The sequence below is a fragment of the Serratia myotis genome, assembly GCF_027474885.1.
GTDB classification, from domain to species: domain Bacteria; phylum Pseudomonadota; class Gammaproteobacteria; order Enterobacterales; family Enterobacteriaceae; genus Serratia; species Serratia proteamaculans.
Genome location: NZ_CP099707.1, coordinates 56,100 through 69,624, shown reverse-complemented (window position 1 = coordinate 69,624; position 13,525 = coordinate 56,100). Strand labels below are relative to the sequence as shown.

The following is a 13,525-nucleotide window of genomic DNA, read 5'->3' as shown; positions in this document are numbered from 1 at the left end:
GTGGGTGGCAACCCTGACGGGCAATATCAGAATGTGCTGAAACAACACCTTATTATTGCCAAGGTGAACAATTGGCGGCAAAATAGCCGCCACAACTCGCTCAGATAGCGCTTCCCGCCCTGACAGTTCCTTATTTCTTCTTTACTTTCAGTACGATAAATATGAAAACAACATTACCACCTGCGGCTCGCTTGGGTCGACAGGCGCTTTTATTCCCTCTGTGTCTGGTGCTGTTCGAATTCGCCACCTATATCGCCAACGATATGATCCAGCCTGGCATGCTGGCGGTGGTGGCAGATTTCAACGCCGGTGAAGAGTGGGTGCCCACCTCCATGACCGCCTATCTGGCCGGCGGTATTTTCCTGCAATGGCTGCTGGGGCCGTTGTCGGATCGCCGTGGCCGTCGCCCGGTGATGCTGGCCGGCGTGGCGTTCTTTATCGTCGCCTGCCTGGCGATTTTGCTGGTGACCAGCATTGAGCAGTTTATCTTTATGCGTTTCCTGCAGGGGATTGGCCTGTGCTTTATCGGTGCGGTGGGCTACGCCACGATACAGGAATCCTTTGAGGAATCGGTGTGTATAAAAATCACCGCGCTGATGGCCAACGTGGCACTGATCGCCCCGCTGCTCGGGCCGCTGGCCGGTGCAGCGCTGATCCACGTCGCGCCATGGCAAAGCATGTTTGTGCTGTTTGCGGCACTGGCAGCGTTTGCCTTCTACGGCCTGTGGAAAGCGATGCCGGAAACCGCGTCGCTGCAGGGTGAGAAACTCTCGGCTGCCAACCTGTGGCGTGACTATCGCCAGGTGCTGTCCAACCGTCGTTTTGTCTGTGGTGCATTGGCCATTGGCTTCGCCAGCCTGCCATTGCTGGCCTGGATTGCCCAATCACCGGTGATCCTGATCAGTGGCGAGTCGCTGTCGACGCTGGATTACGGCCTGCTGCAAATTCCGGTGTTCGGCGCGCTGATCCTCGGCAACCTGACGCTGGCGCGGATGACCGGCAAGAACAGCGTCCAACGGCTGATCAAACTGGGCGCAGGGCCAATGATGCTGGGGCTGCTGATCGCGGCGCTGGCCACGCTGTTCTCAACTCACGCCTATCTGTGGATGACTGCGGGCCTGAGCCTGTACGCTTACGGTATCGGGCTGGCCAACGCCGGGCTGTACCGCCTGACGCTGTTCTCAAGCAATGTGAGCAAGGGCACGGTTTCCGCCACCATGGGCATGCTGAGCATGATGGTGTTCACCGTCGGAATTGAGCTGGCGAAAGTGGCCTACGTCTGGGGCGGCAGCGGGTTGTTCAATTTGTTCAACCTGGTCAGCGGCCTGTGCTGGCTGGCTCTGGTGGCGCTGTTCCTCAGCAAACGCCGCAGCGGCGACGCAACCCCGACGCCTAACGCCGCGTTGTAATCAAATGCGGGGCAAATGCCCCGCTAGCCGTTAAACAACCCGCCGTCGCGCAGCAGGTGCTGGTTACCTTTGCGGCGGGTGAAACCGCTGCGGTCGAAGAACTCCAATACCTGGATCGCCAGCTTGCGGCCGACGCCGAGCCGATCGCGAAAATCGGCGGCGTTGGCACTGCCTTGCTCCACATCCAGCTCGCGGATCAGTGCAGCGAACTGTTCTATGCGTCGGCTTAGGTAGTAACGATCCACCACCACCGCCGTGACATGCCCCAACTGCGCCGCTTTACGCAACGTCGCCCGCACCTGGGCCTCATCCTCGCCCAATTCGGTCGCCAGATCGCGCACCCACCAGGCCTCGTCGCCGAACAATGGCTCGATACGCACCCACAGAGCCAGCTCTTCTGCACTGAAGGCCAGACCGTGCTCCGGCAGGTGCAACCAGCCCCGCGTATTGTGTATAACCCCCTCGGCCAGCAGCCGATCGATCATCATAAATACCAGCGGTTCAGCCAACTGAGGCAAGGCCATGCGCCGCAGGCGTGCCCGCCCCAGACCGAGCTGATCGGCATGCTGCAGGTGATACTCGGCCAATACCTGTAATAGACGCTGTTGGCCCTGCTGGGCATTCTCCTGCGCCAGCGCCATATTGCCGCTAATCAGCAACTCACGGCCCGCCAACAGCGACGCCAGCTCGCCTTCGGTCAGTTGCCGTGCCCAGGAAAAAGTGGCCAGATCCAGTGCGCCGTTAGGCAGATGCAACGCCAGCGCCTGTCGGTCGTCGTCAGCCTGTGCCAGCGCTGCCAGCCAGGCCAGATACTCAGGTTGGCGCTTGCCACGCTTCGGCGTCGTCAAACTCAGCACCCTGGCTCCCCCTAGCGTTTGGCGTGCGCCAATATCTCGCAGCACCAGCCGATCGTTTTCCGCCAGCCACAACGGGCGATCGAGGAGCAGCTCTGCCAAGCCTTCATTCAGCAGCGAAATTCGCCCGGTGATATGGCTGGCAGCATGATGCAGATGCAGTGGCTGCCAGTGCCGTATCGGCCGATCGGCATCCAGTGCGACCAGAATACGCTCGGCGGCCAGCAGCGGCTTTTGCGCCAGCAGCCAGTCACCGCGTGCCACCTGTTCTTTGCTGACGTCACCGCTGATATTCAGGGCGATACGCTGCCCGGCTTGCGCTTGCTCAACCGGCTGATTTTGAGCGTGTAAACCTCGTACCCGCACCGGGGCATCGACACCGGTCAGCCACAGTAGGTCACCCACCGCGACCTTTCCACCCAATGCAGTGCCGGTCACCACCAAACCCGCCCCCTTCACGCTGAATGCGCGATCCACCGCCAGGCGGAAACGGCGCGTCAACGCATGTTCGTCAGGCTGCAATGCCAACAGGTGCGCACGCAGTGCATCAATGCCCCGCGCCTGTAGCGCAGCAGTGACGAACATTGGCACCTGATGCCAACCCTGGCGGGCCAGTTCTTCGCCAAGCTGCTGCCGTACCTCATCAATACGCGCCTCATCCACCCGATCGGCCTTGGTCAGCGCCACCGTCAATGCCGGGCGGCCGCTCAACCGCAAGATCGCCAGGTGCTCACGAGTTTGTGCCATCACACCGTCGTCGCAGGCCACCACCAGCAGCGCATGGTCAATGCCGCCAACGCCCGCCAGCATATTGGCGAGGAATTTTTCATGGCCAGGCACGTCGATAAAGCCCAGCACCCGACCATCGGGCTGCGGCCAGTAGGCATAGCCCAGATCTATGGTCATGCCCCGGCGTTTTTCTTCCGGCAGGCGATCGGCGTTGATCCCGGAGATCGCCTGCAGCAAGGTGGTCTTGCCATGGTCGACATGGCCTGCGGTAGCAATAATCATGCGCTCAATGCCTCAATCAACGCCTCTTCCTGCTCCAGGCAGCGCAGATCGAGCCACAGCCTGCCGTCGTTAATTCGGCCAATCACCGGCTGCGGTAGACGGCGCCAGCGTTCCGCCAGTGCCTCCAACGTCGCGCCGCGGCCGTCCTGCGGCGTAAAGGTCAATGCATAGCTCGGCAACCGATCCACCGGCAACGAGCCGCTACCAATCTGCGACCAGCAGGGCTCGGCACGCAGTTGGAAATGCCCGGCAAATTGTGGCGTCAGCACCTGTAACAGATGTTCGGCAGCCTGCTGCATCGCCTGCTGTGGGCGAGTCAGCAATCGTAGCGTCGGCAGCTGTTGTGCCAGCAGCTCGGGTTGCTGATAGAGCCGCAAGGTAGCCTCCAGCGCTGCCAACGTCAGCTTGCCAACGCGCAGCGCACGCTTCAAAGGATGCTGCTGCAGTCGGGCAATCAGCGCCTTTTTACCGACGATGATACCGGCCTGTGGGCCGCCCAACAGTTTGTCACCGGAGAAGGTCACCAGATCAACCCCGGCGGCCAGCAACCGCTGCGGCATAGGCTCGGCCGGCAGACCATACTGCGCCATATCAATCAGTGAGCCGCTGCCCAGATCGGTGGCGGTCGGCAGGCCGTGCTCTGCACCGAGCTGCGCCAGTTCGGCTTCGTCCACCGCGGCGGTAAAGCCCTGAATGCTGTAGTTGCTGGTATGCACCTTCATCAGCAACCCGGTCTGGTCGTTAATGGCGTTACGGTAGTCTTTAAGATGAGTGCGGTTGGTGGTACCCACCTCCACCAACTGGCAGCCCGCCTGACGCATCACGTCAGGTATGCGAAATGCACCGCCGATCTCCACCAGCTCACCGCGCGACACCACCACTTGCTTGCCGGGTGCGATTGCCGCCAGCATCAGCAGCACCGCTGCCGCATTGTTATTGACGATACAGGCGTCTTCCGCGCCGGTCAGCTGACACAATAAATCCGCGATCGCGCGATCGCGATGCCCACGCCCGGCGCCATCCAGATCGTATTCCAGCGTCACCGGCTCTCCCATCGAACGCGTCACCGCCTCAATCGCCGGCTGCGCCAGCAGGGCACGGCCCAGATTGGTGTGCAGCACGGTACCGCTCAGGTTGAATACCGGTGCCAACGCCGTGCGCTGCCATTGTGCCAGCGCTGCGCCAAGCGCCTGCGGCCAATCGGCGCACCAGTCGGGCAGCCGTTGATGTTGTTTAATAGTTTCACGCGCCTGCAGTTGCAGTTGGCGCAGCAGGTCGCTAATCAGCGTCTGGCCATGTTGTTCCACCAGCGGTTCAATAGCGGGATCGCGCAGCAGGCGGTCAATGGCGGGTAACTGGCTGTAAAGATACTGGGATTCAGGCTCATGGTCGCTCGGTTTTAATGTGGTGGTCTCGGCATAAAGCAAAACCCCGCCGCAGCGGGGTGAGGGAGATCAGGGGGGCGAGGTGCGGGCAAAGCTTTCGCGGGCAAACAGCCGTTCGGCCAGCTTGATCAACGCCGGTCGCTCAACACACCAGTTAGGCATGATGCGGCGGAAATTAAGGTAGCCCAGCGCACAGCCGGTGGCGATATCGGCCAGCGTCAGCGTGTCGGTGTTCAGCAGCGTTTTTTCCTGCGCCAGTTTTTCCAGCGCGTCCAGTCCGTGCGTCAGCTTGGCGCGCTGACGCAGGATCCAGTTTTCGTCCTGTTTTTCCGACGCCCGTTTGCTCTCGCGAAACAGCGTGGCGGCAGCCTCGGTTACGCCATCCGCCAGGGCTTCCACCTGACGGATGCGCAGCGCTGCCGCGCGATCGGCGGGCAAAAACGCCGGGGCCACCGACAGCAGTTCGAGGTATTCGGCGATCACCCGCGAGTCGTAAAAGACGGCACCGTCTTCGGCCACCAGCACCGGGACCTTGGCGAGCGGATTCAGCTCCACCACCCGACTGCCCGGCTCATACGGCGGATCGTTAACGAATTCGAACGCGATCCCCTTTTCTAACAACATCACGGAAATCTTGCGGACAAAAGGGCTGGTGTAACTGCCAATAAGCTTCATCAGTCTTCCCCTCGGTTTGCAAACCACAGCGGTGTTATTTCACCGCCAGCGTGTCGATAACCTGCTGAACCAGCGCCTGATGCGCCTCCGGCGTTTTGGCCGGCGACAACATTTGCAGCGTCACCACCCGCTTATTGAATACCGTCAGCATAATGGTGGACATCACCTTCTGCCCGTTGACGCTCTGCTCGGTATCCAGACGATGGAATTTCTGTTTACCAACGGTGAAACTCTCTTCTTTGGTGGTCTGGATGTTCTGATAGCGGTCGCCCAGTTCGGTGATAATGCTCTGGGTCAGCTCTTTCAGCATTTTATCGCTGCTGTTGAGCTTCATGTCGTCCGGCGGGATCACTTCGGAAGAGACGGTGCTCTGACGCGACTTGCCGTCAAGGAAGCGCTGAATGGTGGATTTGCTGTCGTTGATGATGCCGCTGTTCTCGGTCTGATCGCTAAAGCCCGACGGTAATTCAAAGGTAATCTTGCCCTTTTGCATCGAGACTTTCAGGCCCGGAGGGGGCGCGGGGGGCGTCTCCACCACCGGCGGTGGCGGTGCAGGTTGAGTGACGGTCGGTTTGGTATCCGGCTTCGGCACTTCCGGCTTGGTATCGTCCTTGTTGTCACAGGCCGCCAGCCCAAGGGTCAAAACAGCAACCGCCGTCAATTTCGCAATGGTCTTCAACATCGTCAATCCCTTTCCTTTCGCTTCGCGCGTCATTGCGTAAACGTAGCAACTCGCCCGGGTGAAAGCCAGAAGCCCAATCCGAAATTAATCATCCGGTAAATGCTAAGGGCCGAATACATTCAGCCCAATATGCCAGAGATTACGACCCCGGGAACAGGAACGGGTTGATGCTGCTGCGGGCAAAGCCTTCATCTTCCATTTTGGCGTCGAGCACCAGCGTGGCCAAATCGTCGGCAACCGCTTCAACCTGCGGGTCTTTTTCCTGATACAAAATCTTCAGGTAAGTGCCGCAGTCACCGCAGCTTTCCGCCTTCACCGCCGCCAGTTCGCTGTCCAGCGACCAATAGTTGAGATCGCGCGTTTGCTCACAGTTACTGCACTTGATCCGCACCACGTGCCATTCGCTTTCGCACAGGTTGCAGTGCAAATAACGCAGGCCGCTGACGGTACCGATATGCACCACGCTGGACACCGGAATGCTACCGCACACTGGGCAGAACTGGCGGTGTTCGCCATATTCCGCACGCGCTTTGCCAGGGATTTGCCCGGCCATCTGCGCCCAGTAGAGCGACAGCGCGGCCCAGATAAACGGCGCTTTCTCGCTGCCAATTTTGCCGAAGTCCTGGTTAAGCAAGGCGTCGGCCAGCAGTTCCAGTTCGTGCGACGAGGCCTTTTCCAGGTTATCCAGCACCGCCAGAATGTGTTCCGGCGCCTGCGGGCGCAACTCGGCAATCAGCGAGGCCAGCAGCTTGTGCCAGTGTTCACTGCGCGGGTAGACGCTCAGATCCAGCGGCGGTTTGCCGCTGGCGGCACTCTGCTGTAACGCGTCGGTCAAATCCAGCGTCAGCGGGTTGTCGTGCAGCGCATGATGTTGCGCCTCGGCCAGTTGGGCGGCGAAGTTCAGGTAGTCGCCCAGCGGGTTGTCGGTCGCCAGCTTGCGCAGGCGTTCAGCACGGCGGTTGTAAAGGCTTTTCAGATTCGCGAAAAGTAACGGCGGGATGGTTTCCGCCGTTGTGGACTTCTCACGCTGTGCCCCTAGTTGCTCTTTAGGAACAATGCGGATGCTCATCAGGGTTTGTCTTCCTGTTGTTTCTCGCGGACCTCTCGGTACCAACGCGGATGATGTTTTTTAGCCCAGGCCGCCGGCACCCAGCCTTCCACCATGGCGGTAATGGTGCCTTTTACCCACAGCGCGGCGTAAATGTGCACCATAATCACGATGATCAACCCCACCGCAGCCAGCGAATGCACCAGCAGCGCGATGCGGATCAGCGGTATCGGGAAGGACGGCGCAAAGTACGGCCGCCAGATCACCACACCGCTGGCCAGCAGCAGCACCAGGCTAATGATTGCCGCCCAGAATACGCACTTCTGACCGAAATTATAACGCCCGGTGTCACCCACTTCCTCGTTCATGACGATTTTTTGGATGTTTTTGGCCCAGACGATGTCTTCGCGGTTAATCAGATTATGCTTCCAGTAGCGCAGGAACATCAGCAGGAAGGCCGCAAACATGATCACCCCAACGAAGGGGTGCAGAATGCGCGCCAACTGCGGCGTACCGAAAATGTTCATCAGCCAGTTGAAGGAGGGGAAAAAGAACCCCAGCCCGCTGATGGCGGCGAACACAAAGCAGAACGCCACAATCCAGTGGTTAATCCGCTCCGGCGCGCTGTAGCGCTGAATACGCTTTTCCTTCCTCATTTGCGCGTCTCCTCATCGTGCAGCTCGTCGTTGTCTTCCTCTTCGACGCGGTTTGGACCGACACCGACATAGTGGAACACACTCGCTGCAAAGGTGGCGGCAAAGCCGATGGCCGCCAGGGGTTTCCACACGCCTTTCCAGAACGTGATCGCCGGGCTGATGGTCGGGTTATCCGGCAAACCGTGATACAGCTGCGGTTTGTCGGCATGGTGCAGCACATACATCACATGGGTGCCACCCACGCCCGCCGGATCGTACAGACCGGCGTTCTGATAACCACGGGTGTTCAGCTCGCTGACGCGCTCGGCGGCAATCTCCTTCATGGCGTCCTTGGTGCCAAAATGGATAGCGCCGGTCGGGCAGGTCTTCACACAGGCCGGTTCCTGGCCGACATCAACGCGATCGACACACAGGGTGCACTTGTACACCCGGTTGTCGTCCTTGTTCATGCGCGGCACATCGAACGGGCAACCGGCGATGCAGTAACCGCAACCGATGCAGTGCTCGGACTGGAAGTCGACGATGCCGTTGGCGTACTGGATGATTGCCCCTTCCGACGGGCAGGCCTTCAGGCAGCCCGGATCGGCGCAGTGCATGCAGCCGTCCTTGCGGATCAGCCACTCCAGCTTGCCGTTTTCCTCCACTTCGGAGAAACGCATCACCGTCCACGACTTGGCGGTCAGATCGGCGGGGTTATCGTACACCCCGACGTTATGCCCGATTTCATCGCGGATGTCGTTCCACTCGGAACAGGCCACCTGACAGGCCTTGCAGCCGATACAGGTGGTGACATCGATCAGTTTGGCCACTTCTTCCTGGTGGTCACGGGCGCGAGGCGCCGGCGTGAAGCCATTGGTGGCGGATTTACGAATGATGTCCTGAGATTGCATTGCCATAATTCGTCTCCGTTACACCTTTTCCACGTTGACCAGGAACGCCTTGAACTCTGGCGTTTGCGTATTGGCATCACCGACAAACGGCGTCAGCGTGTTGGCAATAAAGCCTTTCTTCGCCACCCCTTCGTAACCCCAGTGGATCGGGATACCGATGGTGTCGACGTCTTGCCCATTCACCTGCAGGGTGCGGATACGCTTGGTCACCACCGCCTTGGCCTTGATAAAGCCGCGGTTGGAGCTGACCTTCACCGTATCCCCGTGCTGAATGCCTTTTTTCTCCGCCAGCTTCTCGCCAATCTCCACAAACTGTTCCGGCTGCGCGATGGCGTTGAGTACCGCGTGCTTGGTCCAGTAGTGGAAGTGCTCGGTCAGACGATAAGTGGTCCCGACGTACGGGAACTTGTCGGACGTGCCCATTGCCGCCAGATCGTCCTTGAATACCCGCGCTGCCGGGTTGGAAACCACGTTCGGGTGCAGCGGGTTGGTGCCGAGCGGCGTTTCAAACGGCTCGTAGTGTTCCGGGAACGGCCCTTCGGCCATTTTATCGGTGGCGAACAGGCGGCCCATGCCTTCCGGCTGCATGATGAATGGCCCAACATCGCTGCCCGGTGCGGCGGCGCTGTAGTCCGGGATATCCACCCCGCCCCACTTGGTGCCGTCCCACTCCAGCAACTGACGTTTGGGATCCCAAGGCTTGCCCTGCGGATCGGCCGACGCACGGTTGTACAGAATGCGGCGGTTGAGCGGCCAGGCCCAGGCCCAACCCAGCGTATTGCCGAGACCGGACGGATCGGCGTTATCGCGCCGCGCCATCTGGTTACCGGCTGGCGTCCAGCTACCGGCGAAGATCCAACAGCCGCTGGCCGTCGTGCCGTCGTCACGCAGATGGGCAAAGGTGCTGAGCTGCTCACCTTTTTTCGCCAACACTTTGCCGTCGGCGTCGAGCACATCCGCCAGCGCTTTACCGTTGCTTTCCATCGCCACTTCTTCCGAAGCAGGATTTTCCGGCGTCAGGTAATCCCAGGTCATGTTCAGTACCTGTTCCGGTACCGCACCGCCGTCACGCGCGTACATCTCACGCAGACGAATAAAGATGCCCGCCAGGATTTCCCCGTCGTTCATCGCTTCACCCGGGGCATCAGCGCCCTTCCAGTGCCACTGCAACCAGCGCCCGGAGTTGACGATTGAACCGTTTTCCTCGGCAAAGCAGGTGGACGGCAGGCGGAACACTTCGGTCTGAATCTTCGACGGATCAACGTCGTTGAACTCGCCGTGGTTCTGCCAGAAGTTGGAGGTCTCGGTATTGAGCGGATCAATGGTCACCAGGAACTTCAGTTTTGACAGCGAGGCCACCACCTTGTTCTTGTTCGGGAACGACGCCACCGGGTTGAAGCCCTGGCAGAAGTAACCGTTGACCTTGCCTTGTGACATCAGCTCGAAGTACTGCAACACGTCGTAGCCTTTGTCCCACTTCGGCAACCAGTCAAAGCCCCAACCGTTGTCCTTCTGCGCCTTGTCGCCGTAGAAGCTCTTCATCATGCTGACGAAGAATTTCGGGTAGTTGCTCCAGTAGTTCACCTGGCCCGGCAGCAGCGCCTTCGGCGTATTGGCTTTCAGGTAGGTGTCGAGATCGGTCTGTTTCTCCGACGGCAGCGTCATATAGCCCGGCAGGCTCTGCGACAGCAGACCCAGATCGGTCAGACCCTGAATGTTGGAGTGGCCGCGCAGCGCGTTGACGCCGCCGCCCGCCATACCCATGTTGCCGAGCAACAGCTGGATCATCGCCATGGTGCGGATGTTCTGCGAGCCGACCGAGTGCTGAGTCCAGCCCAGGGCGTACAGGAACGACGCGGTTTTATCCGCCACGCAGGTTTCGGCGATGTATTCACAGACCTTGATGAAATCTTCGGTCGGCGTACCGCAGATATTGTTCACCACCTCCGGCGTATAACGGCTGACGTGCTGTTTCAGCAGGTTCCACACGCAACGCGGATCCTGCAGTGTCAGATCGCGCTTGGCGAAGCCGTTTTCGTCGAACTGGTAGTTCCAGGTGGTTTTATCGTACTTGCGGTTTTCCGCGTCATAACCGCTGAACAGGCCGTCTTCGAAGGTAAAGTCTTCCCGCACCAGCAGGCTGGCGTTGGTGTAGGCGTGGACGTATTCGCGGTTAATCTTGTCGTTGGTCATCAGGTACAGCAACACGCCCGACAGGAAGGCAATGTCGGTCCCGGAACGGATCGGCGTGTAGAAATCCGCCACCGACGCGGTACGGGTAAAGCGCGGATCGATGACGATCAGCTTGGCTTTATTGTGTATTTTGGCTTCCATCGCCCAGCGGAATCCCACCGGATGCGCTTCCGCCGCATTACCGCCCATGACGATAATCAGATTCGCGTTCTTGATATCAACCCAGTGGTTGGTCATCGCACCGCGACCAAATGTTGGAGCAAGACTTGCTACCGTTGGTCCGTGTCAGACACGTGCTTGGTTGTCTACGGCAAGCATGCCGAGAGCGCGACTAAATTTTTGCGTTAAATAACCGGTTTCGTTACTGGAAGCCGAGGCACACAGCATGCCGGTACTCAGCCAGCGGTTGACGGTCACGCCCTGTTCGTTGGTTTTAACGAAGTTGGCGTCACGGTCTTCCTTCATCAGCTTGGCGATGCGGGTGAAGGCGTCGTCCCAACTGAGGCGCTGCCATTTATCAGAGCCTGGCGCACGGTACTCCGGGTATTGGAGACGGCTGGCGCTGTGGATGAAGTCGACCAAACCTGCGCCTTTCGGGCAAAGCGCGCCGCGGTTGACCGGGTGATCCGGGTCGCCTTCAATGTGGAAAATGCTTTCTTTGGCGTTTTTGGCGCCATCACCAAGGCTGTACATCAACAGCCCACAGCCGACGGAACAATACGTACAGGTATTACGGGTTTCACGGGCGCGCAGCAGTTTGTACTGCCGGGTTTCCGCTAACGCCACTTCCGGGGCAAAGCCCAGAGCAGCCACCGTCGTCCCTGCCATACCGCCAGCGCAGATCTTAAAGAACTGCCTTCTGCTGACCTGCATGGGGGTCTCCTTTCACTTGCGATTGTCACATTGTTTCAAATGGCGCTTTCCCCCTGGAAGCGGGAAGCGCTAAAATTACTGTTGTTTTTACGCGGCAATATTACCACAGCGTGTATGTGGTTGTTACAGACAGGTGCCACTTAAGTGAACAATATAAAGCCAGACCAACATATCAATGACATCAATGAGACCTTGCTCACCGGGGTAACCCAGTCTCAGGTTTATCAACGTGGGCAACTCACTACCGCACAACAGGATTGGCTGGCGGAAGAGGTTCCGGTCGCACTGGTCTACAACGGCATCTCTCACGTGGTGATGATGTGTACCCCCAAGGATCTGGAGGCCTTCGCCCTGGGTTTTTCTCTGTCCGAAGGCATCATTGAGTCACCGCGCGATATCTACAGTATAGAGATTAACCAAACTTGTAATGGACTGGAGGTGCAAATCGAGCTCTCCAGCCGTCGCTTTGCCGGTTTAAAAGAGCGTCGTCGCGCTATGGCAGGCCGCACCGGCTGCGGGGTGTGTGGCATCGAACAGTTGGCGGATATTTTTCGCCCGCTGCCTGCTTTGCCGTTCACCCAGACCTTTTCCCTCGCCAACCTCGACGGTGCTCTGGGGCAACTCAAGCAGGTGCAGACCGTCGGCCAACTCACCGGTTGTACCCACGCCGCCAGCTGGATTTCGCCACAGGGTGAACTGTTGGGTGGCTGTGAAGACGTCGGCCGGCATGTCGCGCTCGACAAGCTGCTCGGAGTGCGCTCGAAACAAGACTGGCAGCAGGGAGCTGTCCTGGTCTCCAGCCGCGCCAGCTATGAAATGGTGCAAAAATCGGCCATGTGCGGCGTCGAGATCCTGTTCGTGGTTTCTGCAGCCACTTCACTGGCGGTGGAAATCGCCGAGCGCAGCAACCTGACGCTGGTCGGCTTCAGCAAACCCGGCCGCGCCACGGTGTTTACCCACCCGCAGCGTATTGTGGACTAACCTAAAACCACACATTAAGTAGGGCATTGATAATCATTTTCAATATCATTTAAATAACTATAATGATCCGACTGCTTACGCGGTGCTCACATATTGCGCCGCCCCTATACCATTGGAGATGATGATCATGAGTTATTCACTGCCATCCCTGCCGTACGCCTACGACGCACTGGAACCGCATTTCGACAAGCAGACGATGGAAATCCATCACACCAAACATCACCAGACTTACGTTAACAACGCCAACACCGTGCTGGAAGCCTACCCAGAGCTGGCTCAATACAGCGTTGAAGAACTGATCCAGGATCTGGATAAAGTGCCTGCTGACAAGCGCACCTTCATGCGTAACAACGCCGGCGGCCACGCTAACCACAGCCTGTTCTGGAAAGGTCTGAAAATCGGCACCACCCTGGGTGGCGATCTGAAAGCCGCTATCGAACGTGATTTCGGCAGCGTTGAGAAATTCCAGGAAGAATTCGAGAAAGCCGCAGCGACCCGCTTCGGTTCAGGTTGGGCCTGGCTGGTGCTGAAAGGCGACAAACTGGCTGTGGTCTCTACCGCTAACCAGGACAGCCCGCTGATGGGCGAAGCCGTTGCCGGCGCTTCAGGCTTCCCAATCGTGGGCCTGGACGTGTGGGAACACGCTTACTACCTGAAATATCAGAACAAACGTCCAGACTACATCAAGGCCTTCTGGAACGTGGTTAACTGGGACGAAGCAGCAGCACGCTTCGCGGCGAAGAAGTAATTCGTCCCCGGCTATGAAGATGCCCGCTTAATGCGGGCATTTTTTTGCCCAAAATTCGCTAAAGTTTGACCTTCCTTTGCCGATAGTTTGTTCAATTGACGTTCGCCCGGAAAGGAAAAT

The 13,525-nt window shown here is 58.8% G+C and carries 11 protein-coding genes; 3 read left to right on the top strand and 8 right to left on the bottom strand.

Annotated elements, in window-relative coordinates; all coding sequences use genetic code 11:
* Positions 1 to 161: 161 nt before the first annotated feature.
* Positions 162 to 1,409, top strand: a complete 1,248-nt coding sequence (locus tag NHG65_RS00300; RefSeq protein WP_261259906.1) for an MFS transporter — start codon at positions 162 to 164, stop codon at positions 1,407 to 1,409.
* 23 nt (positions 1,410 to 1,432) lie between these two features.
* On the opposite strand, the gene selB is transcribed toward NHG65_RS00300, so the two are convergent.
* The 8 genes from selB to fdnG all read right to left on the bottom strand — a co-directional run bounded on the left by selB (position 1,433) and on the right by fdnG (position 11,676).
* Entirely contained in the window at positions 1,433 to 3,274 is a 1,842-nt protein-coding gene (selB, locus tag NHG65_RS00295) for a selenocysteine-specific translation elongation factor (RefSeq protein WP_499182822.1), read from the bottom strand.
* On the bottom strand, positions 3,271 to 4,701 hold the full coding sequence (gene selA / locus NHG65_RS00290) for an L-seryl-tRNA(Sec) selenium transferase (protein ID WP_499182821.1): 1,431 nt from the start codon (positions 4,699 to 4,701) through the stop codon (positions 3,271 to 3,273). Before selA ends, selB begins: the two co-directional genes overlap by 4 nt.
* Positions 4,702 to 4,728: 27 nt before the next feature.
* Positions 4,729 to 5,334, bottom strand: coding sequence for a glutathione S-transferase (locus tag NHG65_RS00285; RefSeq protein WP_085115218.1), 606 nt, complete (start codon positions 5,332 to 5,334; stop codon positions 4,729 to 4,731).
* Between the two features lie 34 nt (positions 5,335 to 5,368).
* Positions 5,369 to 6,016 carry a DcrB-related protein gene (locus tag NHG65_RS00280; protein ID WP_261285696.1) on the bottom strand — a complete coding sequence of 216 codons (648 nt, stop codon included), beginning with the start codon at positions 6,014 to 6,016 and terminating at the stop codon, positions 5,369 to 5,371.
* A gap of 139 nt (positions 6,017 to 6,155) precedes the next feature.
* Positions 6,156 to 7,085 (bottom strand): formate dehydrogenase accessory protein FdhE, encoded by a 930-nt coding sequence (gene fdhE / locus NHG65_RS00275; RefSeq protein WP_099062256.1) that lies wholly within the window; start codon positions 7,083 to 7,085, stop codon positions 6,156 to 6,158.
* Positions 7,085 to 7,720: a formate dehydrogenase cytochrome b556 subunit gene (gene fdoI, locus NHG65_RS00270; protein WP_085115214.1), complete on the bottom strand. Its 636-nt coding sequence runs from the start codon at positions 7,718 to 7,720 to the stop codon at positions 7,085 to 7,087. Before fdoI ends, fdhE begins: the two co-directional genes overlap by 1 nt.
* Positions 7,717 to 8,616 carry a formate dehydrogenase subunit beta gene (gene fdxH / locus NHG65_RS00265; RefSeq protein WP_085115213.1) on the bottom strand — a complete coding sequence of 300 codons (900 nt, stop codon included), beginning with the start codon at positions 8,614 to 8,616 and terminating at the stop codon, positions 7,717 to 7,719. Before fdxH ends, fdoI begins: the two co-directional genes overlap by 4 nt.
* A 12-nt stretch (positions 8,617 to 8,628) precedes the next feature.
* Positions 8,629 to 11,676, bottom strand: coding sequence for a formate dehydrogenase-N subunit alpha (gene fdnG / locus NHG65_RS00260; protein WP_112349434.1), 3,048 nt, complete (start codon positions 11,674 to 11,676; stop codon positions 8,629 to 8,631).
* Positions 11,677 to 11,820: 144 nt separating this feature from the next.
* Between fdnG and fdhD the strand changes: the two genes are divergently transcribed.
* Positions 11,821 to 12,657, top strand: coding sequence for a formate dehydrogenase accessory sulfurtransferase FdhD (gene fdhD / locus NHG65_RS00255; RefSeq protein ID WP_315292612.1), 837 nt, complete (start codon positions 11,821 to 11,823; stop codon positions 12,655 to 12,657).
* Positions 12,658 to 12,784: 127 nt separating this feature from the next.
* Positions 12,785 to 13,405, top strand: a complete 621-nt coding sequence (gene sodA / locus NHG65_RS00250; RefSeq protein ID WP_037421110.1) for a superoxide dismutase [Mn] — start codon at positions 12,785 to 12,787, stop codon at positions 13,403 to 13,405.
* Positions 13,406 to 13,525: the final 120 nt, after the last annotated feature.

Coding starts and splice junctions, on each gene's coding strand:
- NHG65_RS00300 (WP_261259906.1), top strand. CDS start 162: ATGAAAACAACATTACCACCTGCGGCTCGCTTGGGTCGACAGGCGCTT.
- selB (WP_499182822.1), bottom strand. CDS start 3,274: ATGATTATTGCTACCGCAGGCCATGTCGACCATGGCAAGACCACCTTG.
- NHG65_RS00285 (WP_085115218.1), bottom strand. CDS start 5,334: ATGAAGCTTATTGGCAGTTACACCAGCCCTTTTGTCCGCAAGATTTCC.
- NHG65_RS00280 (WP_261285696.1), bottom strand. CDS start 6,016: ATGTTGAAGACCATTGCGAAATTGACGGCGGTTGCTGTTTTGACCCTT.
- fdhE (WP_099062256.1), bottom strand. CDS start 7,085: ATGAGCATCCGCATTGTTCCTAAAGAGCAACTAGGGGCACAGCGTGAG.
- fdoI (WP_085115214.1), bottom strand. CDS start 7,720: ATGAGGAAGGAAAAGCGTATTCAGCGCTACAGCGCGCCGGAGCGGATT.
- fdxH (WP_085115213.1), bottom strand. CDS start 8,616: ATGGCAATGCAATCTCAGGACATCATTCGTAAATCCGCCACCAATGGC.
- sodA (WP_037421110.1), top strand. CDS start 12,785: ATGAGTTATTCACTGCCATCCCTGCCGTACGCCTACGACGCACTGGAA.